Origin of the sequence: Streptococcus macacae NCTC 11558 (genome assembly GCF_000187995.2) — a bacterium.
In the GTDB taxonomy this organism is placed as follows: Bacteria; Bacillota; Bacilli; order Lactobacillales; family Streptococcaceae; genus Streptococcus; species Streptococcus macacae.
On record NZ_AEUW02000001.1, the window covers coordinates 852,176 to 872,091 of the forward strand.

General features: G+C 36.4%; 18 protein-coding genes and 1 pseudogene. 4 read left to right on the forward strand and 15 right to left on the reverse strand.

Going from position 1 to position 19,916, the window contains the following annotated elements:
• Positions 1-113 precede the first annotated feature (113 nt).
• The 5 genes from STRMA_RS04055 to hemW are packed head-to-tail and all read right to left on the reverse strand — an operon-like array spanning position 114 to position 4,027.
• The gene (locus STRMA_RS04055; RefSeq protein WP_003079633.1) at positions 114-743 is read right to left on the reverse strand and encodes a TIGR01906 family membrane protein; all 630 of its coding nucleotides are present in this window, start codon (positions 741-743) and stop codon (positions 114-116) included.
• Positions 733-1,506, reverse strand: a complete 774-nt coding sequence (locus STRMA_RS04060; RefSeq protein ID WP_003081145.1) for a TIGR01457 family HAD-type hydrolase — start codon at positions 1,504-1,506, stop codon at positions 733-735. The genes STRMA_RS04055 and STRMA_RS04060 overlap by 11 nt, the downstream gene beginning before the upstream one ends.
• A 13-nt stretch (positions 1,507-1,519) precedes the next feature.
• Positions 1,520-2,137, reverse strand: coding sequence for an NUDIX hydrolase N-terminal domain-containing protein (locus STRMA_RS04065; protein WP_003078676.1), 618 nt, complete (start codon positions 2,135-2,137; stop codon positions 1,520-1,522).
• Positions 2,138-2,153: 16 nt separating this feature from the next.
• Positions 2,154-2,882: an acyl-ACP thioesterase domain-containing protein gene (locus STRMA_RS04070; protein ID WP_003079854.1), complete on the reverse strand. Its 729-nt coding sequence runs from the start codon at positions 2,880-2,882 to the stop codon at positions 2,154-2,156.
• 8 nt (positions 2,883-2,890) lie between these two features.
• The gene (gene hemW / locus STRMA_RS04075; RefSeq protein ID WP_003082089.1) at positions 2,891-4,027 is read right to left on the reverse strand and encodes a radical SAM family heme chaperone HemW; all 1,137 of its coding nucleotides are present in this window, start codon (positions 4,025-4,027) and stop codon (positions 2,891-2,893) included.
• Positions 4,028-4,153: 126 nt separating this feature from the next.
• On the opposite strand from hemW, the gene STRMA_RS04080 reads away from it, so the two are divergent.
• Both STRMA_RS04080 and STRMA_RS04085 read left to right on the forward strand, forming a co-directional pair.
• Positions 4,154-4,750: a TetR/AcrR family transcriptional regulator gene (locus tag STRMA_RS04080; RefSeq protein WP_003079128.1), complete on the forward strand. Its 597-nt coding sequence runs from the start codon at positions 4,154-4,156 to the stop codon at positions 4,748-4,750.
• On the forward strand, positions 4,747-5,313 hold the full coding sequence (locus tag STRMA_RS04085; RefSeq protein WP_003081576.1) for an NAD(P)H-dependent oxidoreductase: 567 nt from the start codon (positions 4,747-4,749) through the stop codon (positions 5,311-5,313). The genes STRMA_RS04080 and STRMA_RS04085 overlap by 4 nt, the downstream gene beginning before the upstream one ends.
• A gap of 304 nt (positions 5,314-5,617) precedes the next feature.
• Here the strand turns inward: STRMA_RS04085 and glmM are convergent, their stop codons facing one another.
• Genes glmM through cdaA form a run of 3 tightly spaced genes read right to left on the reverse strand, consistent with a single transcriptional unit; the run spans position 5,618 to position 8,825 of the window.
• Positions 5,618-6,967, reverse strand: coding sequence for a phosphoglucosamine mutase (gene glmM, locus STRMA_RS04090; RefSeq protein ID WP_003079077.1), 1,350 nt, complete (start codon positions 6,965-6,967; stop codon positions 5,618-5,620).
• A 54-nt stretch (positions 6,968-7,021) separates the two neighbouring features.
• Positions 7,022-7,981 carry a CdaR family protein gene (locus STRMA_RS04095; RefSeq protein WP_003081489.1) on the reverse strand — a complete coding sequence of 320 codons (960 nt, stop codon included), beginning with the start codon at positions 7,979-7,981 and terminating at the stop codon, positions 7,022-7,024.
• Positions 7,974-8,825, reverse strand: a complete 852-nt coding sequence (gene cdaA / locus STRMA_RS04100) for a diadenylate cyclase CdaA (protein ID WP_003078490.1) — start codon at positions 8,823-8,825, stop codon at positions 7,974-7,976. Before cdaA ends, STRMA_RS04095 begins: the two co-directional genes overlap by 8 nt.
• A gap of 115 nt (positions 8,826-8,940) precedes the next feature.
• On the opposite strand from cdaA, the gene murT reads away from it, so the two are divergent.
• Both murT and gatD read left to right on the forward strand, forming a co-directional pair.
• Positions 8,941-10,284 (forward strand): lipid II isoglutaminyl synthase subunit MurT, encoded by a 1,344-nt coding sequence (murT, locus tag STRMA_RS04105; protein WP_003080697.1) that lies wholly within the window; start codon positions 8,941-8,943, stop codon positions 10,282-10,284.
• Positions 10,285-10,288: 4 nt separating this feature from the next.
• Positions 10,289-11,074, forward strand: coding sequence for a lipid II isoglutaminyl synthase subunit GatD (gene gatD, locus STRMA_RS04110; RefSeq protein WP_003080062.1), 786 nt, complete (start codon positions 10,289-10,291; stop codon positions 11,072-11,074).
• Between the two features lie 127 nt (positions 11,075-11,201).
• On the opposite strand, the pseudogene STRMA_RS04115 reads toward gatD, so the two are convergent.
• The 7 genes and pseudogenes from STRMA_RS04115 to STRMA_RS04145 all read right to left on the reverse strand — a co-directional run bounded on the left by STRMA_RS04115 (position 11,202) and on the right by STRMA_RS04145 (position 19,835).
• Positions 11,202-13,113, reverse strand: a pseudogene (locus tag STRMA_RS04115) (ABC-F family ATP-binding cassette domain-containing protein).
• 83 nt (positions 13,114-13,196) lie between these two features.
• The gene (locus tag STRMA_RS04120) at positions 13,197-14,306 is read right to left on the reverse strand and encodes a glycosyl hydrolase family 8 (protein WP_003081181.1); all 1,110 of its coding nucleotides are present in this window, start codon (positions 14,304-14,306) and stop codon (positions 13,197-13,199) included.
• Positions 14,307-14,317: 11 nt separating this feature from the next.
• Positions 14,318-15,628, reverse strand: coding sequence for a glycosyltransferase family 2 protein (locus tag STRMA_RS04125; RefSeq protein WP_003081294.1), 1,311 nt, complete (start codon positions 15,626-15,628; stop codon positions 14,318-14,320).
• 146 nt (positions 15,629-15,774) lie between these two features.
• Entirely contained in the window at positions 15,775-16,563 is a 789-nt protein-coding gene (locus tag STRMA_RS04130; protein ID WP_003079718.1) for a hypothetical protein, read from the reverse strand.
• A 4-nt stretch (positions 16,564-16,567) separates the two neighbouring features.
• Positions 16,568-17,716 carry a non-hydrolyzing UDP-N-acetylglucosamine 2-epimerase gene (gene wecB, locus STRMA_RS04135; RefSeq protein ID WP_003082332.1) on the reverse strand — a complete coding sequence of 383 codons (1,149 nt, stop codon included), beginning with the start codon at positions 17,714-17,716 and terminating at the stop codon, positions 16,568-16,570.
• Positions 17,717-18,038: 322 nt separating this feature from the next.
• Positions 18,039-18,737 (reverse strand): M57 family metalloprotease, encoded by a 699-nt coding sequence (locus STRMA_RS04140; RefSeq protein ID WP_003081644.1) that lies wholly within the window; start codon positions 18,735-18,737, stop codon positions 18,039-18,041.
• A gap of 306 nt (positions 18,738-19,043) precedes the next feature.
• Positions 19,044-19,835 carry an alpha/beta hydrolase gene (locus STRMA_RS04145; RefSeq protein WP_003080458.1) on the reverse strand — a complete coding sequence of 264 codons (792 nt, stop codon included), beginning with the start codon at positions 19,833-19,835 and terminating at the stop codon, positions 19,044-19,046.
• Between the last annotated feature and the right edge of the window lie 81 nt (positions 19,836-19,916).

The following is a 19,916-nucleotide window of genomic DNA, read 5'->3' on the forward strand; positions in this document are numbered from 1 at the left end:
CTTTTCCATAATTCACTATCATTTTAAACACTTAACTCTAAAATTTCAACAAAATATTAGAAAATATACTTATTTTTAAATTGTTTGTAAAAAAGCAAGCACAAATGACCCGCTTAATGCTTACTTTTTGGAGGAGGCATTTTCCATAACAAACTGAAAAGACAGCACTCATACAAAATAAAAAACAGCAAAAAGCAATGAAGGAAAAAATTTTCCGGCAAAATAGTAATCACTGGATCTGTGTTAGGATTAAAAAGCCAACTGGAATCACCTACAAACAGCACTTGATGAAACAGTGTAAAAAAACGATCAAAACCTAAGACAAAGGCTAAAGCCAACAAAATAAAGGGAGCTAGAGCAACTATCTTTAAAAGAGGCCGATAGATTAGGCCAAAGCCTTTAAAGAGAACATTTTTCAAAAAAAAGAATAGAGCAGGCAGGCTGACGATTGTTAGCAGCTGAACCAAATGAAATAACCATTTGACCTGCTCAAAATGATGCAGAGCGCTTTGAGAAGAAGGAAAATCAGGCATTGTTAAAGTCTTTTGGAAAGGATTCGTCAAATACTCCATCAAAATATTAAAATTATGCTGGATCTTATCCCCCTTCATAGAAACAGCAGTTTCCAAATGCTGCCAAGAAATTTCCAAAGGATAGAAAAGCCAAGCTAAATAAATAGTTGCAAGAATAGAAAAAGCTAATACAAATAGAATGGTCAGTCCAAAAGAAATATTATTTTTCATCAAAATGCCACTCCGCAAGACTCGATAAAACAAAATCTGGCTGAATAGGCAGATCAGCTACTTCTTCAGGTTTGGTAAAGCCTGTTGTCACCAAAAGAGTAGCCATATCATTTTTAATACCTGCCCTAATATCTGTCAGGTAATTATCCCCCACCATAATAGCTTCATGACGCTGTACACCTAAACGCTCCAGTGATTTATTCATAATCACTGCTTCAGGTTTACCAATAATAATAGGCTTAACTCGTGTTGCTTTTTCTAAAAGCGTTAGGATAGAACCTGCTCCTGGCAGCAATCCACGTTCTGTCGGGATATTAAGATCTGGATTAGTACCGATAAAAACAGCCCCTTTTTGGATCGCCAAAGTTGCTAGCGTTAATTTTTCATAAGTCAAATCTGTATCCAAACCAACCACAACATAAGCCGGATTTTCGGTGTCTTCAAGATAGCCTGCCTCAGCAACAGCTGTCTTTAATCCTGTTTCACCAACGACATAAGCTGTTTTCCCACGCTTCATATCGTTCATGTAATCAATAGTCGCTAAAGTTGCAGTGTAAATGGTTTCTAGCGGTGTTTGAATATTAAAAGAAGCTGCCAGCATTTCCTGAATCATTTCAGGGGTGCGTGTTGTATTATTCGTCACTAAAACATAAGGAATTTGTCTTTCCTGCAGTCTTTTAATAAAATCTTCTCCAGCAGGGATTCTATCCTTCCCTTTATAAATGGTTCCATCAAGGTCAATCAGGTAGCCCTTATATGTCATACTTATAACTCCTTTAATCTATTAAAGTTTTCCAATCATCAGTTTGATAAGCAGCAAAGCACATTTGGATCTGGGCTTCATTTGTTTTTGCCTGAGCAAGTACTGGAAGCTTATCCAAACTAAAATAGCGGCTGGCTATCGTTTCAAGATTCTCTGTAAAAGCACCGCCAGTCACATGGCAAAGCGAAAAAATTTTACAAATCTTATAAGCATAAAGCTCTTGATTGTGCTTGTCTCTGTCTTGTATAGCTATGACTTTATCTAAAACCGCATCTAATCCTGCCTCTTCTTTGACTTCCTTAAGAGTATTTTCCATCACCGATTGATCCACATCGCACCAACCGCCAGGCAAAGCCCAAGTGCCATCTCTTTCTTGGACAAGGAGGATCTTTTCATCTTTAAAAATAGCGGCACGGGTATCAATCTTTGGTGTCTGATAGCCGGTCTCATTGGCAAAAAGGTTTTTAATCTTCTTTTCAGGTAAATCAGAAAGAGATGCCATCATCTTGACAGTCAAAGTCCTAATTTCTTCAAAGCGTTCAATATCATATTTATCTTTCCCATAGGCTAAACCTGCCTGAGCCAGTGACTGCAGACGAACCAGCCAATCTATCCATTCATTGTTTTGCATTGGGTAATCCTATCATTTATACTTCTTCCCACTGCGTAATAGCTTGGGCATTAAGCTGTCCGTTGGAAGTAATTTCATGCTTAGTGATCAAGCCATCTTGTTCCCAGCGTGAAGCAATATCATTTCCATATTGAATTTCTTTGACATATTTAAGATTAATTTTTTGAGGTATGTGGGTCTTTAAAAAAGTAAAATCAAGCACATCATACATCCATTCAAGATAGCGGCTGTTGTTAACATGGCCATTAACATCTAAGTCAAAGTAACGTACATGATACAGCGTCTCGGCTGCCTTTTCCAGTGCTCTATATTTGGGTCCTCGTAAGATTTTTCTGATCTTCTCAGACTCATACGGTGCTATTAAATCTTCTGGGACTTCATGCACTTTACGTGTATCATAATCCATGAGAACAAAAGTCGAAAAAATAGTCATCATCTTTTCTCCCTTTTTGTCATAAATTCTAAATTCCCGATAGCAAAAATAGCGGTTATAAGATAAGGGTTCTGTCTCAATCTCAACGATCTCATTAAATTGCGGCAAGCGATCAATAATCACTTCATGTTCGGAAACAACCCAAACTAAATTGTAATCTTTAAAAATGCGCTCATCCCCTAAGCCCAGCTCAACGGACTGATCACTTGCTATCTGCAAGGCTATTGATAAAATGTGAGGCAGTTTGACATGATGATTAATATCACTTTCATAAAAAGGTATTTGATAAGATGTTCTGTATTTTTTCCCCATGATTCCTTTTACTCCAAAATAAATTTTTCAGCAACAGTATCTCCTAAAAAGAGGCCTTTTTTGCTCATTCTCATTTGATCTTTTTCTACTATAATCAGGCCGTCCTTTTTTAGCTCATCAATCACTTGGCCATATATATCTGTCAGAGGCAGGCCAAATTTTTCTTCGAACCGTTTAATAGAAATACCCGATTTTTTCCGTAAACCTAAAAAGATTTCTTCTTCCATTTTCTCAGTCTGGCTCAGCTCTTCTTCTTGAAGCCTAGCATGTCCTTCTTCTGCAATAGCTTTTAAATAGTGCTGAATAGGGCCTCGATTGCGATAGCGGATACCTTTGACATAGCCAGAAGCTCCTGCGCCGCAGCCAAAATATTCTGCATTATCCCAATACATCAGATTGTGCCGACTCTCAAAACCAGGCTTAGTAAAATTAGAAATTTCATAATGTTCAAAACCATTGTGTTCAAGTTCACCAATGATATATTCAAACATTTCAGCTTCTAGGTCCTCTGCCGGTAGATTGAGTCTGCCGCGCCGCATTTTATTCATAAAAACAGTATGATGCTCCAAAATTAAACTGTATAGACTTAAATGCGGGACTTCAAGTGCCAAGGCTTTTGAAACATTCTCCTTGACATCAGCCATAGTTTGATTAGGCAAGGCATAAATAAGGTCAATGGAAATATTGTCAAATCCAGCTTTTTTTAAACTAGCAATACTTTCATAAATCTGATCTTCATTGTGTCCGCGTCCAATTTGTTTAAGATATTTATCATTGAAAGTCTGCACACCAAGAGAGATGCGGTTGACAGCCGACTGCTTCAGCACTGCTATTTTATCTGGCGTCAGATCTCCCGGGTTAGCTTCAATGGTGAATTCTTCCATCTGGTCAAGATTAAGATTCCTAGACAGATTAGTCAGCAAATAATCTAGCTGCACAGCAGAAATAGCTGTCGGCGTGCCACCGCCAATATAAAGTGTCCGCAGATTTTTAATTTGGTAGTAATCGTTAAACTCCTTTATTAAGGCTTTTAAGTAAGCATCAACCGGCTGGTTTTTAATAAAAACTTTTGAGAAATCACAGTAATAACAAATTTGTGTACAAAAAGGGATATGTACATAAGCTGATCTAGGTTTTTGATACATGTCCTTATTTTATCACTTTTTAAGTCAAAATGGGGTATTATGTGATGATTTAATGACTTGACAGAAAAAAGTAGACAGTGTATACTAATAAAAAGTGGACAATGTATACTTTTTTGGAGGAAATGGATGAAACGCAATACAGCCCAATTGAAAGAAAGATTAATTCAGACAGGTATTGAAGAAATCAAAGAGCATGGTATTGATCAGCTCTCAATGAGAATCGTTGCTAAATCCTGCGGTGTCACTCACGGCACTCCCTACCGGCATTTTAAAAGTAAGGAAAATTATCTAAGAATCGTTCTGACACATTTGTCCGTCTTTCTTAATCAGGAGGTCAGGCAAGGCATTGATCGGAAAACTTCAGCTCGAAATCAACTGACTCAAATGGGATTTAATTTCATCGCCTTTGCTAAGCGTTATCCTTACTTTTTTGAAGCTCTTTTCATTAAATTTCCTTTCAAGTATATGAAAGTTACTCAGGATACTATTTTGTTAGATTCTGATTTGCCGGGATTTGATGAATTTAAACGTATTGTTTTAGATCTCCGCAAAGAAGAGCATTTTAACAACAGCGAAGCTGAAACACTCTTTCACTTTTGGAGTTTTATCTCAGGACTAGCTATTCTGGCTAATAGTCCTATTGGACAGGATCTTGACAGTCATGCTGTCCAAACTACTATTGACCATATGCTTACTATCTATATTAAAGGAGAAAAGTCATGAACATTCTAATTATTTATGCACATCCTAGCCACCAAAGTTTTAATGCTGCCATTCTAAAACAGATTCAAAACAATCTTAATTCGCAGCACCATCTTAAAGTTTTAGATCTTTATGCAGAGAAATTTGATCCGGTCCTTATCTTTGATGATCAGCATCGCCGCCGCGATCTAGATAAAGTTGCTGAAATGGAAGCTTACCGTCAGCTAATATCTTGGGCTGATCATTTGATCTTTATTTTTCCTATTTGGTGGAGCGGCATGCCTGCTATTCTCAAAGGCTTTATTGATCGTGTTTTTGCGTCTGGCTTTGCTTACTCTTACAAAGGAAAAGGGATGGTTGGCCATCTCAAGGGTAAGACTGCTTGGATTATCTCAACACATAATACACCATCTTTCTTTCTGCCTTTTGTTCAAGACTATGGTATCGTTTTAAAAAGACAAATCTTAGGTATGTGCGGTATCAAGCCTTGCAAACGCACTTCGCTTCCTTATTTAAGAGCTAGCAGTGCTAAACAGCGTCAAAAAATGCTGGAAAAAATTGCTAAAAGGGCCCGTGATATCTAAAGAAGATGACAGCAATAACAGCTACCTTTATCAGGAGAGGCCGAGACAGAAACAGCCATGATGGCTGCACCCTCACCCACAGAAAAAGTGTAATCGTAAAAATTACGTATAAAAAGTCCCCAGCTCTAAGTATTTTTATCGTTTTACTTGCAAGATACAGTGGTTGCTTGGATAGCTCCTCAAAAACTGGAAGGGCAATTATTTAGCAAAAGGAGGGACTTTTCCATCCTGCATTTAAAAATAAAAAAGATTCTATGCTTATATTTTTGTAAGCATAGAATCTTTTTTATTGTCATCTCTATTTTTAAATACCAATTTTAGTTTGAATAACTTTTGCAATGGTATCCACATAATAATCTACTTCATCGATGCTGGGAGCTTCTGCCATCACACGCAATAAAGGTTCTGTTCCGCTTGGACGAACAAGAATTCTGCCATCCTCTCCCATCTCAGTCTCCATTTTTTTAATAATCTGAGCAATCTCAGGGATTTCCATTACCTTATCTTTCATGCTATTTTCAACACGGATGTTAACTAATTTCTGAGGATAGACAGTCACTTCAGCTGCCAGCTCAGAAAGAGGTTTCCCTGTTTCTTTCATGACTTTAGTCAGCTGAATCGCTGTTAGCTGACCGTCACCAGTAGTATTATAATCCATGATAATAACATGGCCAGATTGCTCCCCGCCAAGATTGTAGCCTAAACTACGCATCTTCTCAACAACGTAACGATCGCCAACTGCTGTAATTTCTTTATTAATATTCTCACGATCCAAGGCCTTATGAAAACCAAGGTTAGACATAACAGTTGTCACGATCGTATTTTTAGCTAATTCTCCTCTTTCTGACAGATACTTGCCAATGATATACATAATTTTGTCACCATCAACAATTTCCCCATTTTCATCTACAGCAATGAGGCGGTCACTATCGCCATCAAAAGCCAGTCCAACAGCTGAAGCAGACTCTCTAACTATTGCCTGTAAATTTTCTGGATGGGTCGATCCCACACCATCATTAATATTAAGCCCATCAGGCTCATCGCCTATAACGGTGATATTAGCATTTAGGTCAAGAAAAACATGGCGAGAAGAAGCAAAGGCTGCACCATTTGCTGCATCAATAGCGACCGCCATTCCTTCAAGGTCTACTCCCGATGAAACAAGGAACTTTTCATACTTTCTTACCCCTTCTGGATAGTCCACTAATTTTCCTAAACCATCAGCACTTGGCCGCGGTAAATGATCGCTTTTCGCATCAAGCAAGGCTTCAATCTCTAATTCACGCTCATCATCTAATTTAAAACCATCGCTTCCAAAAAACTTAATGCCATTATCTAAAGCAGGATTATGACTAGCAGAAATCATAACTCCTGCACTCGCTTTTTCTGTTCGAACCAAATAAGAAACACCAGGTGTTGCAAGAACTCCAAGCGTATAGACTTCAATACCAACTGATAAGAGTCCTGCTACCAAAGCACTTTCAAGCATTTGTCCAGAAATTCGTGTATCACGCGCTACAAAAACTGTCGGTTTGTCTTTTTCATGCTGGCTGAGTACATAGCCGCCAAAACGTCCTAATTTAAAAGCTAATTCCGGCGTTAATTCGACATTGGCTTCACCACGTACACCATCTGTACCAAAATATTTTCCCATAATTTTTTGATGCTAGGCATCTTCCTCCATTTTACATTCGTTTAGATTATAATATTATTTCTTCTTAGCTGTCAACTTAACAGAGACTTTGTTTGGACTGACTTTAAGGTGATTCCCAGCCGAAAGATTAACAGTCTTTGTTGTATCTTTGCTGACATCTGAGATATCGACTTTAACTTTTATACTATTGATTTTGTCAAGATCTTCTTGTTTTCCAAAAACAACGGCTCCTTTAGTGTCTAATTCATAACGAATATCGGACACATTATCCTTCATTTGCCCTGTTAATTCTACGACGATTGGAACTGTTTTAGATAATTCCGCAACTTCTACATTCAGCTGCGTTTTAGTAGGATTAATAATGCTTGGCAAAATCTTTCCATTGCTTGAGACCGCCTGCAGTGTTACAGAACCACTATAATTCTCTGATAAAATTTTATTATCTGGCAAAGCTGCAATAACATGATCAATTTGGCTGATTGTAGCCTCATCACTTGTTACTTTAACCTCTGAGACACCCGTCTTTATATTTTTTAATTGATAGCCGCCAGCTAATTGATTAGCTGAAACCTGTCCCTCAACAGGAAAGGTTTTTGTCTGCTTTTTACCGACGGTTACAGTGATATTAGCCGGCGATGTTTCTGCAGTTACTCCATCTGGAAGATTTTTCACTTCCAGCGGAAACTTTCTTGTCCCTTCAGTGGCTTTAGTCAAATCAGCCACCACTTTAAAATTTCTGGTATCGCTATTAATTTCAGAGTCCAATTTTACACGATTGGTAGAGGTTAAGTAAACCTCAGTATCATAAGAATAGCCACTAATAAAAAACTTATCGCTGTCATACTTAATATCAATAGGGACATTTTCTAAAGTATGGCTGTACGTCTGCAGGAGACCTTTAGGCTGATTTTTAGACCCATAATTAACAGAATTAGCTGTTAAAAACAAAAGAACAGCAAAAAAGACCGAAACAATAATAAGACCAATTTTTTTGGTAAAAATACGTCTAACCATGCTTTCTACCTCCAAACAATTGTTTGAACCAGTTTTTCTTAGTTTCTTCTTTTACAAAGTGCTCACGTAATATCTTTTCAAAGGCCTCAAGGGATAAATCGTGAAAAAATTCCCCCTTATAAGCTACAGAGATGGCTCCTGTCTCCTCAGAGACAACAAAGGTAAAAGCATCAGATGCTTCTGATAAACCAATAGCTGCACGGTGTCTGGTTCCAAATTCCTTAGAAATACTGCTTGATTCTGAGAGCGGAAGATAGGCACATGAAACCGCAATTTTATTTCCTTTGACAATAACAGCACCGTCATGCAATGGTGTATTTGGAATAAAAATGTTAATCAGTAATTCTCCTGAGATATCAGCATCTAAAGGAATTCCCGTCGAAATATATTCATTTAGGGTCTGGGTTTCTTCAACCGAAACAAGCGCTCCAATTTTGCGCGGGCTCATATAACTAACAGCTTTAACAAAAGAAGTAACAATTTTTTCTTCATCACTTAGCTGCTGGGTCTGGATCAAGGTTCGAGGTGTCCGGCCAAAACGCTCCAATCCGGAGCGTATTTCAGGGGCAAATATAATAACACCCGCAATAACACCATAAGTGATAACCTGATTCATTAAAAAGGCAATTGTTGTCAGACCTAAAAGTTCTGCTATAAATTTAAATAGAACAAAAAGAACAACACCTTGAACTAAGGACATAACCTTCGTTCCGGCTAACGCCTTAATAAATTTATAAATCGCCCAGGAAACAATAGCAATATCAATGATATGTACTATTATAGTTAATGGACTATCAAACAAACTGGCCCAAAATTGGTTACTTAGATTAAACAAACTACTCATACAATTTAACTTTCACTTTATTAATATAGAGGTCTATGGCACACCTTATTATTATATCACTTTTCAGGCAATTTTACTCTAGCGCAAACTGATTTTTTTATGATAGAATAAAGACATGACTTTTAAAACAACACTAGGAATTCTAGCAGGAAAAACGTCCCATTTTATCCTCAGTAAATTAGGACGCGGTTCTACCCTGCCTGGAAAAATCGCTCTGAAATGCGATAAAAATATCTTAAACAGTTTAGCTAAAGATTATGAGATCGTTGTCATTACAGGCACTAACGGCAAAACACTGACCACTGCTTTGACGGTCGGAATTTTAAAAGAAGCTTACGGTGAAGTTCTTACGAACCCCAGCGGTGCTAATATGATTACTGGTATCACCTCTGCTTTTTTAACAGCTAAAAAGACCAAGAACAGCAAACAAATAGCTGTTTTAGAAATTGATGAAGCCAGCCTTCCTAAGATTACAGAATACTTAAAACCAAGCCTTTTTGTTTTTACTAATATTTTCCGGGATCAGATGGATCGTTACGGTGAAATTTATACGACTTATCAAATGATTTTAGATGGTGCCGCAAAAGCGCCTCAAGCCACTATTCTTGCTAATGGTGACAGTCCGCTTTTCAATTCAGCCAAAGTGATTAATCCTATTTATTATTATGGCTTTGATACCAAAAAAGAAAAATTAAAGCCAGCTCATTATAATACAGAAGGCGTACTTTGCCCTAAATGCCAAAAAATCTTAAAATATAAACTGAATACCTATGCTAACTTAGGTGATTATATTTGTGAAAACTGTGGTTTTAAGCGTCCGTCTTTAAACTATTCACTGACTGAACTTAAGAAAATTACAAATACAAGCGCCGAGTTTACCATTGATCAGCAAAACTATAAGATCAATGTCGGCGGTTTATACAATATCTACAATGCCTTAGCTGCCGTTTCAGTAGCCGAATTTTTCCAAGTTCCTCCTGAAAAAATTAAGAAAGGCTTTGATAAAAGCCGTGCCGTTTTTGGCCGTCAGGAAACCTTTAAAATTGGCGATAAATCCTGTACACTAGTTCTTATCAAAAATCCAGTAGGCGCTAGTCAGGCTCTCGATATGATCAAATTAGCTCCCTATCCTTTCACCTTATCTGTTCTGCTGAATGCTAATTATGCTGATGGGATCGATACGAGCTGGATTTGGGATGCTCATTTTGAAAATATCTTAGATATGGATATTCCTCACATTTTTGCAGGAGGTGTTCGCCATTCCGAAATCGCTCGCCGCTTGCGCGTCACTGGCTATGATGAGGATAAAATTATACAGGCAGAAAAACTAGAAGATATTATGCAGCTTATTGAAAATCAAGAAACAGAGCATGCTTATATCTTAGCAACCTACACGGCTATGCTAGAATTTCGTGAAATTTTAGCCAACAGACATGCTGTCGGAAAGGAGATGCGCTAAATAAATGGTTTACACTTCTTTAAAATCTCCTGAAAATCAGGACTATGCTTATTCTCTAAATGTGGCTCATCTCTATGGCAATCTTTTAAATACATATGGCGATAATGGCAATATACTGATGATGAAATATGTGGGTGAAAAATTATCTGCTCAGATGACTTTTGATATTGTCTCTATCGAAGATCCGTTCGATGAGCACCATTATGATCTTATTTTCTTTGGCGGCGGCCAGGACTATGAACAATCTATTGTCGCTAAAGATTTACCAAATAAAAAAGAAAATCTTGCCCGTTTCATTGAAAATGAAGGTGTCGGCCTTGCTATCTGCGGTGGTTTCCAGCTTTTAGGACAGTATTACATCCAAGCTGACGGTCAAAAGATCAACGGTATCGGTGTTATGGGACACTATACACTTAACCAAGATAATAATCGCTATATTGGTGATATCAAAATTTATAATGAGGAATTTAAGGAAACTTATTATGGTTTTGAAAACCACCAAGGACGGACTTTCCTGTCAGAGGATGAAAAACCACTGGGAAAAGTTATTTATGGAAACGGCAATAATAAAGAAGACGGTACAGAAGGTCTGCATTACAAAAATATTTTCGGGTCTTACTTTCACGGACCTCTTCTCTCGCGCAATGCTAACCTTGCTTATCGCTTAGTCTCTACTGCTTTAAAAAATAAATATGGCCAAGATATCCAACTTCCTGACTATCAAGATATTTTAAATAAGGAAGTTGCCGAAGAATATGATGATATTAAAAGTAAGGCAGAATTTAAATGATCAAAAAAGGAAATAGAAATTGATCGAACAGCTATCAATTTCTATTTCCTTTTCCTTTTAGATGAAACGTTAAAAAATTAAAATAATTGGTTTAACCAAACTATAGAGGTATATCCAATTCAAATATTTAATATTTTTCCAGTTCTTCAGACAATGTCTCCCATTCTTTCATAAGCCTTTCTTGACAATCACTCAAGTTATCTAGTTCTTTTTGGAGCTCTATAAGCTGCTGAGCTTCATTTATTTGAGTCATCTGCAACGACAGCTCTTTTGTTTCTCGCTCAGCTTCCTCTAATTGATTTTCAACCTCTTCAATACGGCGCCTTAGCCTGCGGATTTCTTTTTGGCTGGCCTTTTGATTTTTATAATTGTCTGCAGAGGAAGATTTAGTACTAGAAGTTTCTTCTGCTTTAACTTGAGTATTTTTAGTATTTTCTTCTTGTTCATATTTTTTCATGAGATAATAATCATAATCACCCAAATATAGATGAGATTCTTTTTCAGAAATTTCTAAGACTTTAGTTGCCAAACGATTGATAAAATAGCGGTCATGGCTAACAAATATAAGTGTCCCATCAAAATCGATTAAAGCTTTTTCAAGAACTTCTTTACTATCAATATCCAAATGAGTTGGTTCGTCAAGACAAAAGGTTATTATTTTCCATTGACAATTTTGCTAAAAGCAAACGTGCCTTTTCACCTCCAGACAGCATATTGACAGTCTTTTGAACATCATCGCCAGAAAAAAGAAAAGCTCCTAGACAATTACGAATATCTAGCTCCAGCTTTGTCGGAAAAGCAGACCATAGTTCTTCTAATACAGTATTTCCAGGAGTCAGGCTGGACTGCGTCTGATCATAATACCCCATTTGAACATTGGCTCCGTATTTTACTTCTCCCTGGATGAAAGGCAGTAAGCCAACGATAGATTTTATCAGTGTTGATTTGCCAATACCATTTGGTCCCACAATAGCCAGAGCATCTAACTTTTTGACGTCTGCATTAATAGGACCAGACAAACTGATGCCATCATAACCAATCGCAGCATCAGTAAGATTTAAGACCTCATTGCCTGAAGGTTTATCCGCTTTAAAAGTCATGTCTGCAGACTTAGCATATCCCTCAGGTTTTTCTAAACGTTCCATTTTTTCTAATTGTTTACGGCGTGATTGGGCTCTTTTAGTCGTTGAAGCACGGACGATATTACGCTGGACAAAATCTTCTAATTTAGAAATTTCTTTTTGCTGTTTTTCAAATAGTTTCTCTGCAGCTAACAGTTTTTGAGCCTTCTGATCCATGAAATGAGAATAGTTTCCTATATAGCGATCTAAGGAATGCTTCGTCAAATCTAAAGTTACAGTAGTCACCTTATCCAAAAAATAACGGTCATGGCTAACAATAATCAAGGCTCCTTGATAGTGTGTTAAATAATTCTCCAGCCAAGCTATTGTCTCAATATCCAAATGGTTGGTTGGTTCATCCAAAACCAAAAGTTCAGGTTTTTCTAAAAGCATTTTTGCTAAAGCCAAACGGGTATTCTGACCGCTAGATAAATCAGCAATCCGCATTGACCACATCGTTTCATCAAATTTAAAACCATTTAAGATAGCTTTAATCTCATTTTCATAAGTAAAGCCGCCTCTTTGCCGAAAGTCTTCAGACAGTTTGTCATAAGTATGCATCAAATCTTCTAGCTCAACAGCCTCTACTTCACCCATCTTCATTTCCATATGGCGAAGCCGTTCTTCATCTTTTCTTAAATCCTCAAAAACATGAAGCATTTCATCAAAGATAGTTTTAGAAGAATCTAAGCGGCTGTTTTGAGCTAAATAAGATAAAGACAAATCTCTTTTTTTATCAATGCTTCCTGCGCTGGCTCTTTCTTCTCCAACTAATATTTTTAAAAGTGTTGATTTGCCAGCACCATTGGGACCAACTAAAGCTATTCGATCATGCTGAGCAACCTGTATTGTAATATTATCAAAGAGCACTTCTCCTGAAAAAGAACGCTCAAGTTTATTTCCTTGTAAAATAATCATATCTTTATTCTATCAAAACTTACCCTTCTAAGCTAGTTTCCATCTACATAAAAAAGACAGCCTTAGCTATCTTTTTTCATTATTTAATCAGACAGAACAGCCATCGTTATTAAAGCAGAATCATAATAATTTGTTTTTGATAAGCCCTTAATAAAGATGTTTTTTTCCTGCTGGTGAAGCCGTTCATACTGATGTCCCAAAGTTTTAGCTGCATAAAAGACAGGAGCTTCAAAGCTGGCCGATTTATGATTGACCAAACGCTTACCGTTTAACTGATAACCTCCATAAATCACTTTTTCATCCATGAAGAAATTCATCATCTTCTTTAAAATTTTTCGGCCTTTTTTGTTATGACTGCGAGCTAGATTATAAGGCATGCGGCAAGCATTATAGTAGTAATCACCATCATAGGCGCTGGCTACAAGATTAGCTTTTGCAGCCTTTATTTCTCCAGATTCACGAACCCACATAAAATCAGGGACTAGTCCGGTATTATGCTGATTGCTCATTTTTTCCAAACTTGCTAGCATTGATGATTTAATAGACTTCCACGTCGAATCATGGCTAAAATCGTAAAAAGTATCAAACTGTTCAGGTAAAATATCAGAAGTCCTTACAAGATCATAGTAATCCGTTCCTTTTACGGCCCAATTCCCTACAGTCAAAGACTTTGTTTCTGCATTATAATTATAAGCTAAAATATCTTTCAAAAGCAGCCTAGCTTGTTTTTTATATTCAGCTGCCTTATCAGACCAAAGCGCTGCTGCTTTTATCAGAGCATAAGCAATGTATAAGTCGCCATCTGTCGCACTATTTTCAGCATCTTTAACCGTACCGTCTGTCTTAACTTTTTGCTGCCAAGACATTAATTGTGTCTTAGCTGTCCGATGATCCATATAGTAACGATACAGTCTGTCAAATTCTTTCTTTGTATTAACACCTTTCTTAGCAGCTTCTACTGCTATGAACATACCATAGCCTTGACCTTCTGACAGCGCTGTGACATCTGTATCAGTTGTTGCTGTTTTTACATAAGCTTCTTTTCCCTGCGTAACAACATAGTATTTAGACCACTTTTTATAAGTATCTTTTTGCATATCATCAGTTCCCTTAATTCGAATAAAGTAAAAACCAACAATCATTGACAGCAACAAAAGTACGAGCCAAATGTATTTTAATTTCTTTTTTTTCACTTTTCTCTCCTCTAGCCTGCAAATCGTTTTGTTTTAACCCATTTTGTACCCTCGCGGCGCAAAATTTTATCCATAAGAACTGAAAAAACAGAAGAAATGGATACTATGATAAAGAGCTGGGTGTAAGTAAAGTAAGCTAACAGAGCAATCCAAATTTGTTTAACGGTTGCCTGACCATATTGAGTAGCTTGAGAAATAGAAACCTGCAAAAGGTAAAGCAGAATCATCAAAAACCAATTAAAGAGCAATAATTGTGCCATATAAATATTATTAGAATCAAAAGCAAAAGGCACTTGGACACCAGGTTTGAAGAAACCGATCACTAAAGCTATTAAATTAGCAAAAAAGAGAATATCAGAGAGAACAATTGCTGCATTAAACCAAAAGAAAGTACAAGTATAATAGAAAACTTCCCATTTTACACGCCAATTGCCACGGCCGAAAAGATGTTTGAAATTGGCAATAACAACCTCATAATTTCCTTTAGCCCAGCGTTTTCTCTGTAAATAATAAGACTTAAGAGTTTCGGGTTCTTGCTGAAAAGCTTCTGAATTATGCGCCAAAGCAATCAGCTTGCCGCTTTGCATAATTTTAAAAGAAATATCTGTATCTTCTGTCAGCGCACCATTTCGCCATCCGCCGATACTTTTAACAAATTCAGTATTAATAATAAAGTTTGTTCCTGGAATACGTCCAATCTTTCCCAAATGCCACATCCCTACATGCAAAACCCTTTGTGTCACCACAATTTCTTGGTTGATACATCGTGTTAAAAAATTCTGATTGGCATTGCGTGTTTTGTTGCGTCCAAAAGCTGCCACATGGCGCTTAGGATCTTCCATAACTTTTTGCACCAGAAAATAAAGAGCATTTTTCTCAGGCATCGCATCCGCATCATAAACACAGATATAGTCTCCCTTAGCCATTTTTAAAGCGTCATTTAAGACACCTGCTTTTCCGCCAGTACCGCTGCGATTAATCAAAGTAACATCACGGTCAGCATATTGAGGCAGATTTTTAATTTTTTGCATTTCCTGATAAGTTTTGTCTTCGCAATTATCTGCAAAAAGAAGAATTTCAACTTTATCTTTAGGATATTTCATATCCAAAATAGCTTGAACAGTCTGAGCAATGACTACATCTTCATTGTGAGCCGGAACAACCACAGTCACCACAGGATACTCATCTAAAGGGCTGAGATCAACGTCAAAGTTACTGTGTTTAAACCAAAAATGAACCGCTGACATCAGGATAATCAAGGCCATAGCTAAAGAAGACCAAATAGAAATTAAACTGATAATCATTAAAATCTGACTAATCATCATCCACCGCCTTAAAATTTTTGTTAACACGCTCTAAAATAATCAAATAACAGATAAACAATAGGATAAAACAGACTGCAAAAAAAAGACTGATCCCTAAACCAATATTGAAAAATAAATTTGTTAGATTCATCGTTTTCTCTTTCTTAATACTCTACAATAATATGGGTTTCCAAAAGACGCTCCAGCCTTTTGATAAGATCTTCATAGTAAGCATAACGTTTCCAATTTTTATGATTAATGGCTTGATAAGCATACTGAAACTGAATCTCATGCATGCTGCTTTCATTGTTAAAACGCAGTCTGCTAAGATTAATACTAATTTCTTCTTCAAGGCTAAGATGCCAATCAGGGTAAGATTTTGTCTGGACTAGAAGAAACAAACCATTTCTTAAATAAAAGAGACGATCACTATCATATTTGGATCTAAGAATAGCACGGTTTATCCTTTTTATAGTAGCATAATATTCTTTAGGCTGTGTTTGCTTAAATTGCTCTGCATGAGCCCATCTGACTAACATGGTCTGAATAGTAATATCTTCAGAACGCTTAGCTTTACGAGCATAGTATTCATAGTAGTTTTTAGCTTTTGAAATTTGTACAGCAATAGCATCTTTTTTCTCTAAAATAAAACCTTCTATTTGATCAGCAGCAAACAAGACAAGCGGGAAAGCAAAAATTAAGATGATACGATCCCACATTTGAAAATAAGAAATACCAATAGTCAGCATGAATGATGCAATGACAATCGAAAATAATTCTGTCCAGGCTACTAATAAATCAGTTAAAAACCACGGTGTTACAATAGCTATCAAGATCAAAAAAGCATAAATTCCAAACACAAGAAAGCCATAGTGAAGGGCAGTATACAAACTAAGGCTAACTGTTAGGATCAACAATATCAGATGGAAGAAAAGGGACAATAAACGCTTCATTTAATTACTCCCCCATTCCAAAATCTTCAGGCCTGTGACTGCCTTTAAAATAATGGGCAATAGCTTCTAAAATTCTTTCTGAAGCAAAACCATCTCCATAAGGATTTTTCGTTTGTGCCATTTTTTGATAGTCTGCTTTATTATCCAATAATTGAATCATAGCCTTTCTAACATCTTCTTCATTCGTTCCGATTAATTTTAAAGTACCTGCTTCAACACCTTCAGGACGTTCTGTTGTATCACGTAAGACCAAAACAGGTTTACCAAGCGATGGGGCCTCTTCCTGAACACCGCCAGAGTCGGACATAATAAAATAGCTCTTATTAGCTAAATTATGAAAATCAGCGACATCAAGCGGTTCTATTAAGTGTACCCTTTTAGTATCTGCCAAAATATCTTGGGTCACTTTTTGAACCGCCGGACTGAGGTGAACAGGATAGACAACTTCAAGATCAGGATACTGATCAAGTACAGATTTGATGGTTGTAAAAACACGGCGCATCGGTTCTCCCTGATTTTCACGGCGGTGCATAGTAAGTAATATCATCCTGTTTTCAGGATTAATCTGATCCAAAACCGGATGATGATAATCATCTTTGACTGTTAAATCTAAAGCATCAATAGCAGTATTTCCTGTAACGAAAATATACTCTTTAGGATGATTTTCTTTGAGGAGATTTTCCCGGCTTTGATAAGTAGGTGCAAAATAGAGATCAGACACTACATCTGTTATCTGACGGTTTACTTCTTCTGGAAAAGGGGAAAGCTTATCCCAGGTTCTAAGACCAGCTTCAACATGACCAACTTTAATTTGATTATAAAAGGCAGAGATACTAGCAGCAAGAGTAGTCGTCGTGTCGCCATGGACCAAAATAATGTTTGGCTCTTCTGTCTTTAAAATGGAATCAAGATGGGTCAAAACATTTGTCGTAATGGTAGACAGTGTTTGCTGCTTGCTCATAATATTCAGATCATAATCTGGTTTTATATCAAATGTTTCCAAGACTTGATCCAGCATCTCTCTGTGCTGAGCTGTTACAACAGTTACAGGCTCAAACTGATCAGAATGGTTTTTCAGAGCTCTGATCAAAGGAGCCATTTTAATTGCTTCTGGTCTTGTACCAAAAACAAGCATAACTTTAATTTTCTTCATGTTTCCTCTTCATGATAATCAAAATTTAATGTAAAGCTAATCAATACATCTTTAATAGAATATCACTAACTTATTACAAATTCAATACAATTTGCTCCTATTTATCTTAAAACAATTTCATTTATTTTATTAAAAAATTAAAAAAATGCTTATAAAATAAGGGCCATTTCCTATTTTTTCAATTAATTATATATATTTGATAAAAATGAGTTTACAATAAAATTTCTCTAATAAAGTAATATTAAAATGCTGTAAATGAATTACAGCATTTTAATTATGGTATTTATATTAAATAAAAATGTGGGTTTCTAATATTAATAAATTAGGACGAATAAAGCTTTTTAACGGCAGCAATATCATCAGGCTGAATACCATGATAAGAACCCGATGATTCCATTACAGAAGCTTCACTGTCATTGTGGTTAAGTCCAATAGCATGGCCAAGTTCATGTTCTGCTGTATGGATAATCCTTTCTTGCGTATAACCATACTGTTCATTCAATAGATAATAAGTATTGAGCTTAACGTCCACATGGCTGATACGATTGGTTAGCGCATTTGTCTGTGTTTCTGCTACTCCAGCTGCCTGGGTCTGGCTGTCAGAGTGATCTGTCGCAATGATATTGGCTGCGGCTTGATCAGAAACAATAGTAAAATGAAAACTGCCTGTCGCATTCCAATTCTCAATAGCTGACTGATAAGCTTCTTTCAAAGTAGAATTGGTAGAAGCAATGTAGACTTTAGCTGAATTTGTTTCCCATCTATTGCCCTCTTGGTGCTGGTAGCTGTCTGTAGCTAACTTACGCCCCATTTCTTTTAGATTTAAATCACTCTTGAAAAAGGACGGTATCTTACGAAGCTGACTAGAAATATCTGATGTAAAATTGTCTTTATTGGGACTAATTAAAAAAAGAAGGAGCAAAATTAAAATAGTAAATACTAAGATTGTTTTTAAAAAACTCCAGATAATATTCACAATTAATCTTGGAATAAGGAACAAAATTTTAAATAATTGTTTCATAATAACACTCTTTTCTTATTTATTATATTATTATTTAAAATCCTAAAACTTATGTTAATTTAGTATAGCAAGCTCCAAAAAAATTAGCAACTATTTACTTTTTTCTATATAAAGCTTATCATATCAAGGTTTAAAAACCTTTCTAGAAAAATAAAAGACGAGGGACTATTCCTTAAGGGCATTATTGATAACTAGTCTAAGCAAAAAAACTGATGTAAAAAATTCATCTTTTACATCAGCTAAAATAATCCTATCCTATACTAACTGGTTTCATTTAATAATCTTACTATAAATGATTTTGATGGTTTAACTTAGTCTTTCTTCTTTGACATAATCAATCGGTAACCATAAAAACAGCTGCTCTAATTGTTTTTCCCAATAATACCATTCATGTTTACCATGATCATTGTGATAGTCAATATCAAGCCCTAACTGTCTTAATTTGGCTATAGCTGCTTCATTGGACTGATAAAGGAAATCTTCATAACCGCACCAAGCATAAAACTTAGTCTTTTTATCAGATTTTTCTGCTAAGGCCGTTAGGAAATGTCCTTCTACCTTTTTATCTTGCAGCTGACCAAAAATACCTTCCCAATAATGCGGCGTCTCTCCTGCGGCGTCTCCTAAATCCTGACCATCAATACCAATACCAAGCGCTCCTGAAAAGGAAGCTGCATACGAGAATCGGTCTGTTGAAAGAGCAATTTTATAAGCGCCATAACCGCCCATAGAAAGCCCAGCTATAAAAGTTTTTTCTCGCTTTTTAGTCATATTGGGAAAGAAACGCTGCATGATTTGCGGCAGTTCCTCAGCGATCATATCATAGTAGTTTAGACCATAAGCCGTATTGGTATACCAGGCTAAATCTGTTGACGGCATGATAACGATTAAATTAGTCTTTCTAAGCAAGCGTTCTATGGCTGTGCGTTTTGACCAGGAATTTTCATTGCCCCCCATACCATGTAAGAGATAAAGGACAGGTATGTCTTTATCATCAATATATTGTTCTTTGATTTCTGAAGCATCAGGATAAATAACATTAACATGACGTTCCATCCCTAAACTTTTTGAATGATACTCTATTTGAAAAAAAGCCATTTATCTTCCCTTTCTTTATGTTTGTCTCATTATAGCACAAACTTTACTATTTTGGTAAAACTAAAACATACCAGAAGCTTG